This is a genomic window from Bacteroidales bacterium, assembly GCA_021157585.1.
In the GTDB taxonomy this organism is placed as follows: Bacteria; Bacteroidota; Bacteroidia; order Bacteroidales; family UBA12170; genus UBA12170.
Window position 1 is genome coordinate 1 of sequence record JAGGWH010000135.1, and the last position, 15,298, is coordinate 15,298.

At 33.7% G+C, this 15,298-nt stretch carries 15 protein-coding genes; 7 read left to right on the plus strand and 8 right to left on the minus strand.

Features of this window, described 5'->3' with window-relative positions:
• Both J7K39_09320 and J7K39_09325 read left to right on the plus strand, forming a co-directional pair.
• The coding region (locus tag J7K39_09320) for an isochorismate synthase (protein ID MCD6180088.1) at positions 1-983 on the plus strand (983 nt) is incomplete at its 5' end.
• A 211-nt stretch (positions 984-1,194) separates the two neighbouring features.
• Positions 1,195-1,389: a hypothetical protein gene (locus J7K39_09325; protein MCD6180089.1), complete on the plus strand. Its 195-nt coding sequence runs from the start codon at positions 1,195-1,197 to the stop codon at positions 1,387-1,389.
• Positions 1,390-1,427: 38 nt separating this feature from the next.
• On the opposite strand, the gene J7K39_09330 is transcribed toward J7K39_09325, so the two are convergent.
• Positions 1,428-2,402, minus strand: coding sequence for an MBL fold metallo-hydrolase (locus tag J7K39_09330; GenBank protein ID MCD6180090.1), 975 nt, complete (start codon positions 2,400-2,402; stop codon positions 1,428-1,430).
• A gap of 447 nt (positions 2,403-2,849) precedes the next feature.
• Here J7K39_09330 and J7K39_09335 point away from each other — a divergent pair, with 447 nt between their 5' ends.
• The 4 genes from J7K39_09335 to J7K39_09350 are packed head-to-tail and all read left to right on the plus strand — an operon-like array spanning position 2,850 to position 9,060.
• Positions 2,850-3,983 carry an HlyD family efflux transporter periplasmic adaptor subunit gene (locus J7K39_09335; protein MCD6180091.1) on the plus strand — a complete coding sequence of 378 codons (1,134 nt, stop codon included), beginning with the start codon at positions 2,850-2,852 and terminating at the stop codon, positions 3,981-3,983.
• Between the two features lie 20 nt (positions 3,984-4,003).
• On the plus strand, positions 4,004-7,219 hold the full coding sequence (locus J7K39_09340) for an efflux RND transporter permease subunit (GenBank protein MCD6180092.1): 3,216 nt from the start codon (positions 4,004-4,006) through the stop codon (positions 7,217-7,219).
• A gap of 2 nt (positions 7,220-7,221) precedes the next feature.
• Positions 7,222-8,547 carry a TolC family protein gene (locus J7K39_09345; GenBank protein MCD6180093.1) on the plus strand — a complete coding sequence of 442 codons (1,326 nt, stop codon included), beginning with the start codon at positions 7,222-7,224 and terminating at the stop codon, positions 8,545-8,547.
• A gap of 21 nt (positions 8,548-8,568) precedes the next feature.
• Positions 8,569-9,060 carry a nuclear transport factor 2 family protein gene (locus J7K39_09350; protein ID MCD6180094.1) on the plus strand — a complete coding sequence of 164 codons (492 nt, stop codon included), beginning with the start codon at positions 8,569-8,571 and terminating at the stop codon, positions 9,058-9,060.
• Here J7K39_09350 and rsmA read toward each other — a convergent pair.
• From rsmA to J7K39_09375, 5 genes are all read right to left on the minus strand, one after another.
• Positions 9,044-9,832: a 16S rRNA (adenine(1518)-N(6)/adenine(1519)-N(6))-dimethyltransferase RsmA gene (rsmA, locus tag J7K39_09355; protein ID MCD6180095.1), complete on the minus strand. Its 789-nt coding sequence runs from the start codon at positions 9,830-9,832 to the stop codon at positions 9,044-9,046. The two genes, J7K39_09350 and rsmA, sit on opposite strands and share 17 nt — an antisense overlap.
• Before the next feature lie 9 nt (positions 9,833-9,841).
• Positions 9,842-11,113 (minus strand): serine--tRNA ligase, encoded by a 1,272-nt coding sequence (serS, locus tag J7K39_09360; GenBank protein ID MCD6180096.1) that lies wholly within the window; start codon positions 11,111-11,113, stop codon positions 9,842-9,844.
• A gap of 132 nt (positions 11,114-11,245) precedes the next feature.
• Positions 11,246-11,524: a 50S ribosomal protein L27 gene (gene rpmA, locus J7K39_09365; GenBank protein ID MCD6180097.1), complete on the minus strand. Its 279-nt coding sequence runs from the start codon at positions 11,522-11,524 to the stop codon at positions 11,246-11,248.
• A gap of 41 nt (positions 11,525-11,565) precedes the next feature.
• A complete protein-coding gene (rplU, locus tag J7K39_09370) occupies positions 11,566-11,877 on the minus strand; it encodes a 50S ribosomal protein L21 (GenBank protein ID MCD6180098.1) in 312 nt (103 codons plus the stop codon).
• Between the two features lie 90 nt (positions 11,878-11,967).
• Complete coding sequence (locus J7K39_09375; GenBank protein MCD6180099.1) at positions 11,968-12,840, minus strand: DMT family transporter; 873 nt, start codon at positions 12,838-12,840, stop codon at positions 11,968-11,970.
• A 219-nt stretch (positions 12,841-13,059) separates the two neighbouring features.
• Between J7K39_09375 and J7K39_09380 the strand changes: the two genes are divergently transcribed.
• Complete coding sequence (locus J7K39_09380) at positions 13,060-13,815, plus strand: hypothetical protein (protein ID MCD6180100.1); 756 nt, start codon at positions 13,060-13,062, stop codon at positions 13,813-13,815.
• Between the two features lie 55 nt (positions 13,816-13,870).
• Here the strand turns inward: J7K39_09380 and J7K39_09385 are convergent, their stop codons facing one another.
• A complete protein-coding gene (locus J7K39_09385; protein MCD6180101.1) occupies positions 13,871-14,125 on the minus strand; it encodes a NifU family protein in 255 nt (84 codons plus the stop codon).
• Between the two features lie 19 nt (positions 14,126-14,144).
• The gene (locus J7K39_09390) at positions 14,145-15,254 is read right to left on the minus strand and encodes an Mrp/NBP35 family ATP-binding protein (protein ID MCD6180102.1); all 1,110 of its coding nucleotides are present in this window, start codon (positions 15,252-15,254) and stop codon (positions 14,145-14,147) included.
• Positions 15,255-15,298: the final 44 nt, after the last annotated feature.

Below are 15,298 nucleotides of genomic sequence, written 5' to 3' on the forward strand. Positions count from 1 at the left end.
GTAAAAATATAGATAATATATCTGATAATCAGCATGATGGATTTGTTTTTGCTCCTTTTGTATTTAGCGAAAAATATCCTGTCTGGTTTTTAAAAGCAGATGAAATTATTGATAAAGAAAAAGATTTACAATCTCTAATAGCCAAACTAGAAGCCTTGCCTGACGTTAAACAGAAGCAGGATTTAGACATTAAGTCAACATCAAAAGAGGATTATTCCAAGGCTTTTGATGAGTTTATGTTTAAGTTGAAATCAGCTGTTTTGGATAAGGCTATATTGTCAAAAATTGTGACTAAATTACGGACAGAAGAAGATTTATACTCCATATTTATACGTTTATCAAAAACTTATCCTTCTACATTTAACTATCTTATTTATTTGCCTTCCGGCGAAATATGGATGGGAGCAACGCCTGAACTTTTGCTTCGTCGAGACAGTTTGAGTTTCCAAACAATGGCTTTGGCTGGGACACAGCTGTTGGGAAATCGTAAGCCGAAAGATGTTGTATGGGAGCAAAAAGAAATTGAAGAACAGGCTTATGTGAGTGATTACGTGAAAAAAATACTGACTTCAGTTTCTGAATCCTTAGAAGTTTCGGATACTTATTCTGTTAAAGCAGGAAATCTTGTGCATTTGCGCACCGATTTTAAAGTAAGTCAATCTTTTGACAGTGCAACAGCTCTTGATATAGCAAAACAATTACATCCAACACCGGCGGTCTGTGGTATTCCTTTGGAAAAATCCAGAGAGTTAATTTTAAAAACAGAAAAACATAATCGTGCTTATTATACCGGATTTCTCGGTCCGATGAATAAAGATTCTATGTCTTTATTTGTCAATTTACGATCTATGCAAGTGATGCAGGAAAAATTTGTTCTTTACGTTGGAGGTGGTATTACGCGCGATTCTAAAAAGGAAAAAGAATGGGCAGAAACCGAAGCAAAAGCACAAACATTATTGTCTGTTATTGATTCTGTTTTTTAGGGTATTACCGTTTTTAGCGAGGCGAAATTATTAAAGCTCAGTATATAGTAAGTAGAATAGTAAGTAGAATAGTAAGTAAAAGAAAATTACGTTCATAGATAAAAACAATACGCTTGATTATTAAACGGTCGCGTTGGTTAATTTAAAAAACATTAGACCTATTTATTTATTATTTTTATCAAATATTTTTCACTTTTAAACCCACTTAAATATGAAAAAATTATTAGCCTTATTCGGATGGAAATATGTTAAAGATGGTAGTAATGGTAAATATCATCATTATAAGTGTCAGGAAATAAATGGGATACGTAATAAAGTGATTTACAATAAGTCTAAAATGAATGAGGATTTGGCCAGGCATCCTTATTCGTTGAGAATGGGCAAATGTCTGGAAGAATTTGCGTAAAATTTTTAGACTTTAAAAAAATCAATTTTAAAATTCTCTTAAATTACTTCAATAGTTTTTCCTACAATAATATCCCTATATTCTGTTGGAAAAGCAGAGCGGAAATTTTCTAAACTTGTATCACAACTATCGTGGGCCGAAACGGCAACTATGCTTGGTTTTCTTTGTTTTAAGAATGCAATATTTTCTGCAACATCACTAATAGAGTACGGATTCCAAGGTTCTCGACAAGTACCTAAAAATTTCTGCATTTTTATTCCTGCAATTTTTATTCTGGAATCGGTAACAGGATAATGTAATCCACCTATAATACCATAAATAGGTTGTTTAAATAAAGCTTCTGTACGCTCAATAATTTTCTTTAATCCCTGATGACCACAGCCCACAATAATAACAATACCTTTGCCTTCCACATTAACGGCAATTGCTTGTTCATCAATTCGTCCCATAAAGAAATCGAAATTCGATATAGATCCAATACTAACAATCCCATCTTCTAAAACAAAAGGTTCTGGATTGCATCCGGTATTTTTGCCCTGATAGGTCATAGGAATAGGAGTGAAGATTTTTTTGTTACTTAAATCAATAGAATCATCTCCTAAACTAAAGGTTTTTTTCTTTTGATTTTTCATTCCCCCAACGTGATCTAAATGATTATGAGAAATAAATACAGTGTCAAAATCACTAATATCTATATCTAACTTTTTCATATTTTTGAGTAATGGCGATGGGATAGTTCCTGCTTTATTAAATCCTACATCGAATAAAATAGTGCTTTTGTCGGTTTTTATTAAATAAGATACTCCGGGTTCTCCAATAAAATCATCCGATACCGTCAGCCAATCAATTAAGGGAATTATTTCGAGCTTTTTTGTGCTGCCAAAACCTTCTACAGGTTTTATTGTAGCCGAATTCCACTCGTCTTGAATGGTTTTTTGTCCTGTATTAAAACGATTTATTAAAAATAAGAATATTAAAGATACTACAGATAGAATTATTAAAACAGCAATCATAAACAAGGGTTTTTTGGTTAATTCAAATGTAGTAAAATTATATATGATTTTGCCACTAAAAATATATTTTTTGAAATGGTAAAAATCGCCTTTAAACTCAGTTCATATAAATTAATTCTTTGCCTTATTTTTCTTTGGTAAATAAAGTTGTAAAATTTGAAATGATTTTTGCTTTTGTAAGTACTTTATTTTTATAGACTATTTAAATAAGTGAGTATTTACTTTTTTACTACTTTTGTCGTTCGTTATCGTACATTTATTTGTTGTGTTAAGTAATTGTTAATATTAGTATTGAGCACTTTACAACAAAATTGAAATGTATTTTTGTTGAAATATTTTGTAAACAATGTTTCCATATATCTTATTTGGCTGACGAAATAATAATCTCTGATAATCGAAATAATAGCAATTGAGATATAAAATTAATAAACAGATGAAATTATTACTATGAACATTCGAAAATTTTTATTTGGTTTAACCATACTTATTCTAATTGGAGCAGTATCCTATTTGTCCATGGTTTATTTAACTTCGTTAAAAAAGAAACCGGAGCCTCCTCGTGTTAAGAAAAATATCCCACTCGTAAAAACTCAAAAAGTAAGTTATAGCAATTTTTCTGTAGATATAGTTAAGCAGGGTCGTTTGAGTAGTAATCATAAAGTGGAGTTAATCTCGGAAGTGCAGGGTAAAATTTTATCCGGCGATCTTCCTTTAAAATCGGGTCAGTCGTTTAAAAAAGGTGATTTGTTATTTAAAATTTACGACGAAGAGGCTAAGTTAGCTCTTCGGGCCTCTAAAAGTCGGTTCTTAACTTCTGTTGCTAATGTTTTGCCTGATATTAAATACGATTTCGAGCAAAATTACGATGCTTGGATGTTGTTTTTTAACTCTATAGATTTGAATAGTAAGCTTCCTGAATTGCCAAAAATAAAATCAGAACAAGAAAAAATTTATCTAGCAGGTAAGAATATCTTTAACGATTATTTTACCATCCAAAGTAGCGAGATTAGATTAGCGAAATATCAGGTTTATGCTCCATTTAATGGCTCCTTTTCTCAAGTTTATTTTCAAGAAGGTTCTATTGCAAACCCCGGAACACGTGTTGCATCAATAATCCGAACAGATTTATTAGAACTGGAAGTTTCTATTCAGGTAGAAGATGTTAAGTGGCTCAAAAAAGATATGTCTGTAGATTTATTGATGAATAATAAAAAGATAGGAAGCGGAAAAGTGAGTCGTATTTCTGATTTTGTAGATGTTGAATCTCAATCGGTTTTGGTTTATGTTAATGTCCCTAATTCAAACAATCAGAAACTGTACGAAGGCATGTATTTAGATGCTCGTTTTTACGGATTTAAGTTAAATAATGTGATGAAAGCCCCAAGGGCAGCGGTCTTTAATTTTGATGAAGTATATTTGGTTAAAGATAATAAGCTTCATAAAACTCGTGTAAACATAGTTAAAGTTGAGCAAGAGAATCTATATATCTCCGGTTTAGAAGAAGGTGGTTTGTTAGCGGTTGACCTACCTTTAAGTGCTATTGATTTGATGGATGTGCGCACTCAAGAAATGAAAAAATAAATTCCTATTGAATTTTTATTATGAGAAGATTAATTAGTGCATTTGTAAAATATCCTTTTTACGCAAATCTGATTGTTGCAACATTTTTAATTGCGGGTTTGTTTAGCATGTCCAATATGAAAAAATCGTTTTTCCCCGAAAGAGAAACGACAACAATAATGGTAAATGTTGCTTATCCCGGAGCATCTCCAAAAGAAATGGAAGAAGGGGTTACAACACGTATTGAAGAAGCTTTACGTGGTTTAGTAGGGATTAAAGAAATTACTTCCACATCATCTGAGAATTTTGCCAGTGTTCATGTAGAAACAACGGGAAAATACGATATAGATATTACACTTGCAGAGGTGAAAAATGCTGTTGATGGTATTAGCTCATTTCCTGTTGATGCAGAAAAGCCCATTGTTTTTAAGCGTCGTTCAAGTACACAAGCAGCATTTTTAGGTTTAAGTGGTGATGTTGATTTACTCACGCTTAAAAAAATGGCTGACAAAATAGAAACAGATTTTTATAATTCGGGTATTATTTCGCAACTTAGTGTTAGTGGATATCCCGATCTTGAAATTTCTGTTGAAATATCAGAGACAAATTTATTGCGTTACAATCTCAGCTTTGCTGAAATAACCAATGCTATTCGTAATAATAATCAAGATTATTCTGCCGGTTTATTGCGTAATGATAAAGAGGAAATTCTTATTCGTTCTCGTCAACGTAGTGTCGACCCTAATAAAATTGCAGATATTATTATTCGTGCTAAAGCTGATGGAAGTAAGATTCGTATTCGTGATGTAGCTACAGTAAAACTACAATTTGCCGAAACGCCCAAACAAACAGTAATGAATGGAAAGCGTTCCATCTCTTTTAATGTGAGTAAATTAGGCGATGAGGATTTAGAAGAAATAACACAATATCTTAGAGGATATGCTAAAGAATTTAATGAAACTCACTCTAATGTTGAGCTTAAAATTACTTTCGATTTTTTAAGCCTTTTACTTAGTCGCTTAGATCTGTTGTATAGAAATGGTTTAATGGGCTTGATATTAGTATTTATTACTCTGAGTTTATTCTTAAATGTTAGATTATCGATTTGGGTTGCCTGGGGTGTGCCTGCCGCTTTCTTAGGAATGTTTATTGTTGCCAGTCTTATGGGTATTACCATAAATATGATGTCGCTCTTTGGAATGATATTGGTTATAGGTATTCTGGTAGACGATGGGATTGTTATAGCGGAAAATATATTTGCTCATTTTGAGATGGGAAAATCTCCGATGAAGGCAGCTGTGGAAGGTACTCTAGAGGTAGTGCCTGCAATTGCTACTTCTGTTGCAACTACCGTGGTGGCCTTCACGCCTTTATTTTTGCTTACGGGAAGAATGCAGATATTATACGAAATGGCTTTTGTCGTGGTAGCCAGTCTAATATTCTCTCTATTTGAAGCTTATTTTGTATTGCCAGCTCACTTGTCAAATCATAAAGTGTTGAAGAGATATGTGTCGGAAGATGGAAAAGATACAACACCTTGGATACGTAGAAAACTTAATTTTTTAATTCATATACTTCGCGATAAGATTTATGGTAAGGTCTTAAAATTTATGATCGAATGGAAATGGCTGTCCTTAGGATTACCCATTTCTGCAGTTATGGTTACCATAGGTTTATTTCAGGGAGGATTTATTAATTATACCTTTTTTCCTGCAATGGAGTTTGATCAAATTAATGTAGAAATTGCTTTTAAGCCCGGCTCTGGCGAAAAAAAGACTTTAGAAACACTTCAGCATTTTGAAGATGTTATGTGGGAAATCAATCAAGAGTTGATGGATGAATATGCCGACACTAACAATTTTGTAAAATATACTTTTGTGAATTTGGGAAGTGCATTTAATGGAACTGAATCCGGATCTCATGCAGGCTCTTTGATGATAAGCTTTCGCGATATGGAAACTTCAGCAATTTCTACATCTCAAATTTCGCAGCGTTTACGCGAAAGAATCGGAAAATTTCAGGGTGCTGAAAAATTAAATATTGGAGGTAGAAACCGTTGGGGAAGCCCCGTTTCTATCAGTTTATTGGGAAAAAATTTAAAAGAATTAGAACAAGCGAAAAATTTTCTAAAAACAGAGCTAAAAGCCTTTGACGAACTTAAAGATATTACCGAAAATACTTCTGTAGGTAAGAGAGAAGTACAACTTAAATTAAAGCCTAAAGCTTATTTTTTAGGTTTATCTCAAGCGGATATTGTAAATCAATTACGTTATGGGTTTTTTGGTGGACAAGCTCAGCGTATGCAATCCGGTAAGGATGAAATTCGTGTCTGGGTTAGGTATCCGCAATCAGACCGTTTAAACCTCGGACAGCTTGAAAATGTGAAGATTAAAACTTTTGCTGGAGAATATCCTTTAATGGAATTGGTAGATTATACTATCACTCGCGGTCCTGTGAGTATTAAACATTATAATGCAGCAAGAGAGGTTCGTGTAGATGCAGAAATGTCTGATTTGTATGCTCCTGTTCCTCCTGTTATAAAACGAATAAATGAAACGGTTATTCCAAGATTAGAAGCTAATTATCCGGGTGTATCTGTATTGTATCAGGGGCAACAGCGAGATAGTAATGATGCAAAGGGAGAGATGATTAAGTATTTTGCAATAGCTTTCCTTTTAATGGTTATCATTATTATGATTCACTTTAAATCCTTCTCTCAGAGTTTTATTATTATTCTAATTATCCCTTTGGGTTGGTTAGGAGCAATTTGGGGACATGGTTTAGAAGGTCATGCCGTTTCTATGTTAAGTGCTTGGGGAATGGTTGCTCTTTCCGGAGTTATTATTAACGACTCTGTTGTTTTCTTGGCAAGATATAACGACCTTTTGTTGAAGGGATATCGTATTAAAGAAGCTGTTTATCAAGCGGGAATCTCTCGCTTTAGACCTATACTTTTAACAACTATCACAACAGTTGTAGGTCTGTATCCTCTAATATTAGAGAAAAGCTTTCAAGCTCAGTTTCTAATTCCTATGGCTATTTCATTAGCTTATGGAGTACTTTTTGGTACAGGATTTATTTTAGTATTTTTCCCTCCTTTAATTTTAGTATTGAATGAATTAAAGCGTCACTATATTGGATTTAAAAGGGTAATAGGTAGACTTGCCGGTGGTAAAAAAGTATTTGATGGTACTTTACTGCCGGATGAATTAGAAGTAGAGCCATCGGTTCGCGATAGTAAACGAATAATAGAATAATAATGAAATATACAAAAATAATAATACTATCATTGATTTTGGTTTTTGGTTCAAATGTGCTAAAAGCCCAAAAAGGCGAAGCTTTAAGTTTAAAAGACGCAATTGATATAATGCTCGAAAAGAATTTCGATATTCAAATTGTAGAGAAAAATCTGGAAAGTGCTAAGTTGAACAATAATTTGGGCTCAGCAGGTTTTTATCCGATGGTTGATATTGGCGCAAGCCAAACTAATCGTTATGATAATACAAAAGCAGTTGTTACAACAAATAGTCGAGACGAATATGTGAGTAATAGCATCAGACCATACGCTCAATTAAATTGGACGCTGTTTAATGGTTTTTCTGCACGTATCTCTAAAGCTAAATTTGAGCTTTTGGAAAATCTATCAGAAGGTAATGTGGCTTTGGTTGTCGAGAATAAAATTCAGGCCGTTGTTTTAGCATATTATCAGGCTTTACTTAATATGGAAAAACTCACTACTATTGAGAAAGTAAAGAAACTGTCGCGTGATAGATACGATTATGTACAGACCAAACAAAGCTTTGGTAGTGCGGTAAGTTATGATGTGTTGCAAGCTCAAAATGCTTTTCTAAGTGATTCAACAACTTACCTTTTACAACAGTTGGAGCTTAAGAAGTCGTTACTGAATTTGAATCTTTTATTAGGTGTTGATAAGGCAAGTAAGTTTTATTTAACCGATGATTTTACGGTTTTGGAAACCGATTATGATTTTGCTACCGTAGAAGCACAAATGTTAAGTAATAATAAAACGATTGCTAATCAGTATATAAATCAGGAAATATTAAAAAAGAATATTGATTTTTCTCGTACTGCACTATATCCAAGTTTAAGACTTTCGAGTGGAACAGATTATGCTAATTCTGGAATGAATTACGTGAGTTTACCACGAAGTACTTCTTATTCTTACGATTTCTATGCAAATTTCTCTTTGAGTTTTAATTTGTTTAATGGAGGAAGAACGAGAAAGGCAATTCAAGCAGCACAGATTCAAGAAGAAATTGGTAAGTTAGGGATTGATCAGATGAAGCAGAGCTTATCAAATGCTATGGTAACGATTTTTGAAATGTATAGTATTCGAAAACAGCTTTTAAGTGTAGCCGATTTATCACTTGAGAAAGCAAAGCTGAATTTGGAATTATCTACTGAACGATTTAAAAGCGGAGCTATTAACTCATTCAATTTCAGGGATATTCAATTGATTTACATCAATGCGGAATTTAATCGTTTAGAGGCTGTTTATAATTTACTTGATGCCAATACTGAGATTTTACGCTTAAGTGGTAGCATTATTTCCGAATTTGACTAAGTTTTATTGTACCTTTATCGGATGAATATTAAATTAAATATCGTCCTATTATTTGTTGTGGGCTTTTCGTTTACAATTTTTGCACAAACTGAAGTTAAAACTGATAATCAAGAGAAGAGAAGCATTAATCGAGTGCTTGATTCTTGGCACGAACGTGCCTCTGTTGCCGATACAACTTATTTTGAAATGTTTGCCGATGATGCAATGTATTTAGGTACTGACGTAAAAGAAATATGGACGGCAAAAGAGTTTGAAGATCTTTACATGAGCTATTTCAAGAAAGGTAATGCTTGGAATTTTAAAAAGAAAGACCGCAATGTTTATTTGGGAAGTTTTGGGAATTACGCTTGGGTAGATGAGAGTTTGGATACTTGGATGGGCCTTTGTCGTGGAACTGCTGTTATGGAAAAGAATTCTGATGGACAATGGCGGATCAAGCATTATAGCCTTACGGTTTTAGTTCCAAATGATGTGATAACCGATTATGTAAAATTGCTTAATCGCGATGAGTAGTTTTTGCAGCCTGTTTGGCTAAAAGTATAAAATCTTCAACATCTAATTGCTCTGCTCTCTTGCTTAGGATTAATTTATATTCCTCAGACCACTCTTTGGAGCCCATACTCTTTAGAGCATTTCCAAGGGTTTTCCTCCGCTGATTAAAAGCTGTTTTTACCACCATTTTAAAAAGAGCTTCGTCACAATCTAATTTTTCAATATTATTTCTACGTAATCTTATAACTCCTGATTTTACTTTTGGTGGGGGATTGAAAACATCTTCATTTACGGTAAACAGATATTCAATATCATAATAAGCCTGAAGTAGAACACTTAAAATCCCGTATTTTTTGCTTCCGGGTTTTGAGGCAATACGTTCTGCTACTTCTTTCTGAAACATACCAACAACTTCTGTTATTTGCTGACGATATTCGTAAGTCTTAAAAAGAATCTGATTGGAAATATTGTAAGGGAAATTCCCTATAAGTGAAAACTGTTTTGGGAATAAATTTTTTAGTTTAAAGTGTAAAAAATCAGCTTCAATAATTACCTTTTCCATTCCTTCAAAATTATGTAGTAAATAATTTACCGATTCGGTATCTATCTCTATAATTTTGAAATTCGGGAATTTTTTATCTAAAATATATTGAGTTAGCACTCCCGTTCCGGCACCAATCTCAAGTAAATTTTCTGTCGACGGATTTATTGCATCTACAATAGCACGAGCAATGGCTTTATCGATTAAGAAATGCTGCCCGAGATGCTTTTTTGGTTTTACATAATCCGTCATATTTTAAGCCTAATTTATAATATCAAATCTTGTATAAGGTTGTAATGCTTTAGGGATTTTGATGCCATCTTCGGTTTGATTATTTTCAAGTAAAGCAGCCATAATACGAGGCAATGCCAAAGCACTTCCGTTTAAAGTATGTGCTAACTTATTTTTGCCTTTTTCATCTTTAAAACGAAGTTTCATACGATTAGCTTGGTAGTTTTCAAAGTTAGAAACAGAGCTAACCTCTAACCAGCGCTTTTGAGCTGTTGAATAGACTTCAAAGTCGTATGTAAGAGCAGCGGTAAAACTTACATCACCACCACAAAGACGTAAAACACGATAGGGCAATTCTAATTTCTCTAAAAGTGAAGCAACATGAGCACGCATAACTTCCAAAGTCTCGTAAGATTTATCCGGATGTTGTATTTGAACAATCTCTACTTTTTCAAATTGATGTAAACGATTTAATCCGCGAACATCTTTACCATAGGATCCTGCTTCGCGGCGAAAGCAAGAAGAAAAAGCAACATTTTTCTTGGGCAATTCTGTAGCTTTTAAAATTACATTGCGATACATATTGGTTACAGGAACTTCTGCCGTTGGTATTAAATATAAATTATCAACTCCAACAAAATACATCTGACCTTCTTTATCGGGTAGTTGTCCTGTTCCATAGGCAGAATCTTCGTTTACCATTAAAGGAGGAAGAACTTCATTATAACCTGCATCAATAGCTTCGTCCAAGAAGAAATTAATTAAAGCACGCTGTAGTTTTGCGCCTTTGCCCTTATAAACAGGAAATCCGGCACCGGTTAATTTAGTGCCTAATTCAAAATCTATTAAATCGTATTTAGAAGTCAATTCCCAGTGAGGAACAGCATTTTCGTAAAGTTCAGGAATTACACCTTGTTTCTCTATAATTTCATTGTCTGTATCGCTTTTACCAGGCTTTACACTTTTATGTGGTAAGTTTGGCAGAAGCAATTGCTTATCAAGTAGAGCATTCTCAGTTCCGCTTAGGAGTTCTCCAAAAATTTTCGACTGCTCTTTTAGTTCACCTGTTTTGGCTTTTAGGACATTTGCTTCGTCGGCTTTGCCTTGTTTAAAAAGTATCCCTATTTCTTTTGCTATCGATTTACTCTCAGACAAGATGTCGTCTAGCTTTTTCTGTGTCTCTTTTCTTTTATCGTCAAGTTCTATAATTTCTTCAACGAGTTTAGAAGCGTCGAAATTTTTTATTTTTAGGCGTTCAACAACTTCCTGTGGATTTCCTTTGATGAATTGAATTGTAAGCATTGTTAGATTTTTTGCAAAAATAAGCCGATTCTTTAGAATGATAAAGAAAAGGAAAGTTTATTTACGATGAAATAAAATAAAAAACGCTCACCGAAACGATGAGCGTTAGATTTTCTATTAAGAAAGGCAAAATTATTTTGCTGTTTCTTCTTCAGTAGTTAGCGGAATAATTGAAACATAAGAACGTTCGTTCTTTTTTTTCTTGAATTCAACAATACCGTCTTTTAAAGCAAATAAGGTATGGTCTTTACCCATTCCAACATTTTCGTCGGGGTTATGAACTGTTCCTCTTTGACGAACAATAATGTTACCGGCTTTTGCAAACTGACCACCATATATTTTCACGCCCAGACGTTTACTATGGGATTCTCTACCGTTCTTTGAACTACCTGCACCTTTTTTATGAGCCATTTTTTAAAATTTTTTAGTTTTTTAAATAATCAACCGTCTAATTAAAGAGCGATGTTTTCAATGAGGATTTGCGAGAAATCCTGACGGTGTCCTCTGGACTTTTTATAACCTTTTCTTCGTTTTTTCTTAAAAACGAGTACTTTATCACCACGCACATGCTCGATGACTTTGCCGGAAACTTTTGCGCCTTCTACGGTCGGGGTTCCAACATTAACAGTTCCATCGTTGTCAACCAATAACACCTTGTCAAACTCTAGAGAAGCGCCTTCTTCACTTTCCAAACGGTGTACAAAAATCTTTTGATCTTTTTCAACTTTAAACTGTTGCCCTTGAATTTCTACAATTGCATACATTTTTTTATATTCTTAGTTTAACTTTTTGGGACTGCAAAAGTAGTAATAAAAATGAAATGCACAAGCCTTTTGCTAAAATAGAATGTCTTTTTATTTCCTGTTAACTAAATATACTCCGCTCAAAATCAAGCCAATCCATAAAAAGAACATTATATTAAAAGATTCGTTATCGAAAAAGCCCCAGATTAAAGCGATTAACGGTATAAAATATGTCACGCTGGAGGAAAAAACGGGATTGGCAATTTTTATTAGTTTGTTAAATAAGATGAGTGCAAAAGCGGTAGCTACGATAGCTAAAATACCGACATAAAACAGTCCTTCGTATATTCTTGGATTAGTCTGAAAGAGCTCTATAAAATTGGTGAATCCAAAGAGAATAAATATTGCAGGCCATCCAATAATAAAAAACTGAAAAACAGTAATGGTTACAGGTGGAATATGACTTAAATATGTTTTTATAATGTTGATTTGAGTTCCGTAAAATAAAGTTGCAATAATTATTAATAGACCATAGCGGAGATTAAAAGAAAAAGCGTTTCCGCCACTTACAGTCAGTAATCCATAAGTTCCAAGCATTGATATTAAAACTCCGGCATAACTCCACCATTTTGCTTTTAATTGAAAAAAGAAAACTCCAACAAGCAAAGTGAAAAGTGGTGTTAAGGAGTTTAGAATTCCGGCAGTACTACTGTTTAATCCGGCTTGAGCCATTGCGAATAGATAAGCCGGAAAAAAACTACCTATTGTCCCAGTGAAAACTAAAATAAGCCAATCTCTTTTTTTTATCGAATTAAATCGTTTAAAAACCAAAGGTAGTAAAGCAAGAAAGGTTATGATTATTCTGATTGAGCCCACTTGAACAGGATCAAATACTTCTAATCCTTTTTTTATCAGAATAAAAGATGTCCCCCAAATTAATACAAGTGAGATATAAAGTATCCATCTTAGGTTTTTGGCTATCATCGGTTTGGTTTTTTTTTGATTGGCAAAAATAGCTGTTTTAAGTTTGTGCTAATAAAAAATGATAAAAGATTATGGCATAATTTTGGGTGAGTCGAATACAACTCATAACTTTGTAATTATAAAGTACTGTATATTATGGTTGTAAAATTCAGGCTTGTATTTCTGTTTTTGTTGAGCGTTATTTTCTTTTCAGCTTGTTCTTTAGAGCGAAAATATGCTATGAAGTTTATTAGGCAAAAAGATAGTAGTACAGCTGTTTTAGTAGTACAGCCTTTTTCACTTGATATGTACAATAACAATAAGTATAATCTTGATTCTATAAATATTCCCAAAGGTTATTCGCTCGATTCTCTTTTATTTCAACAAACACATCTCTTAAAGCATATTTCCGATTCAATTTTTTTAGAGAGCTATCTCAATAGTTTTATTAATAGTCTGCGTAAAAATGGATTTCAGGTTTTTTTGCCGGATGAATTGGAAGCTTTTAAAAACGTTTTATCCCCTGCGTATATTTTCAGATTTGCACAAGTAGAGCTTAGTGAGGAGATTGATCCATATGTAATTAGCGAAGATTTTTCAGGAAATAATCTTTATAAGTCTTTTGATTTGAATCTTGTAACTTTAAGTAATTGGTTTGAGTTTGAAGCTCGCGATACAGCTTGGCGAAAAATATTTTTTGCCGAAGATGCCATATCTGATGAGATAAGCGGAGATGTTTTTTTAGATAAAAGGAAAAATACTCCCGTATTGTATTACAATATTGATTCTCTTTCGGTAAAAGAAGTTTACCAGATGGCTACAGATGTTGGAGAGAAATACGCTTCTTATCTTACCGATTTTTTGATGAATTCATATATTAAAAAGCACTTCCCTTCAGACTTAAAACCCAAAGTATTTTTTCATTATGATGCGGAACTAAAGATGCTTTTTTCGTCTTTTAAGCAAGAGGAAGGTTTTCAGGAAATAGAGAAATAAAAAACCCATCTGAAGAATTCCAAATGGGTTTTAAAGCTATTATTCTAAATAGAATTTAGTCATTATTCAAATTTATAGCCTCAACAGATTTTATTTCCGGTAAAGCTTTTCTAACTGCTTGTTCAACACCGTTTTTGAGTGTTTGAGTGCTATAAGGACAAGATCCGCAAGCTCCCATAAGCTCTACATTGACGACATTATCATCTGTCATATTTACAAAGCGAATATCACCTCCGTCATTCTGTAAATAGGGTCTTATTTGTTCGAGTATACTCTCAACCTTGCCTTGTAATTCTGCATTCGTTGCCATAAACTAAGATTTTAATTTATTATTCTGTTGAACAATTTGCGTTTGGATCTATTTGAACGATTCGCGTTGCGCCTTGTTCTATATTACGTTTGTCTACATTACGGATTACTTTTTCAGCAATTTCTTTAAATATTGCTGCCGAAGATGTTGAATCATCCAAAGCAATTGGAACTCCACTATCGCCAGTCTCTGCTATTGCTTCAACTATTGGAATGTTACCTATTAGCTCGCTTCCTAACTCATCTGCAACAACTTGTCCGCCACCTTGTCCGAAAATGTGATATTTTTTGCCGGGACAATCTTCGGGAGCAAAATAAGACATATTCTCAATAACACCCAATAAAGGAACATTAATAGAATCATTCTTAAACATATCTGCTGCCTTACGAACATCTGCCAAAGCTACATTTTGAGGTGTGGTAACAATGACTGCACCGGTAACAGGTACGCTTTGAACTAAGGTTAGATGGATATCACCTGTTCCCGGAGGAAGATCGAGAACCATAAAATCAAGTTCGCCCCAAACAGCATCGTTGAATAATTGATTCAGTGCATTAGAAGCCATAGATCCTCTCCACATTAAAGCTTTATGTGCTTCAATAAAGAATCCGATAGAAAGCATTTTAATACCATATTTTTCTATAGGAAGAATTTTTGTTTTTCCGTCTTCTTCTTTAGCTCCAGGACGTTCGCCGTTTAAACCAAACATAACCGGCATTGAAGGTCCGTAAATATCAGCATCTAATAAACCAACTTTAGCTCCTGTTTTTGCTAATGCTATGGCTAAATTGGAAGCAACTGTAGATTTTCCAACACCACCTTTTCCAGAAGCAATGGCAATAATATTTTTTACTTTGCCTAATGGACCACGACCAGCTTCTTGTTCACTTAAAGTGTCAATTAAGATCTCTGCTTCATCGCCTAAATCTGCTTTTAATGTGCGCTCGGCAGCATCTTTAACAATATGTGCGTTTTTGTCGTTTGCCTGTGGATATACCAAAGCAAGGCTCACTTTATTTCCTTCTATGGTTAAGCGATCAACCATATCTAAGTCAACAACATTAGAGCCTTTGGGGAAATAGAGAACCTTTTTTAAGGATTCAAGTATTTGTTCTTTTGTGAAACTCATTTTTTATTTTTTTTGAGGTTGCAAAGGTATAAATATTTTTTAGC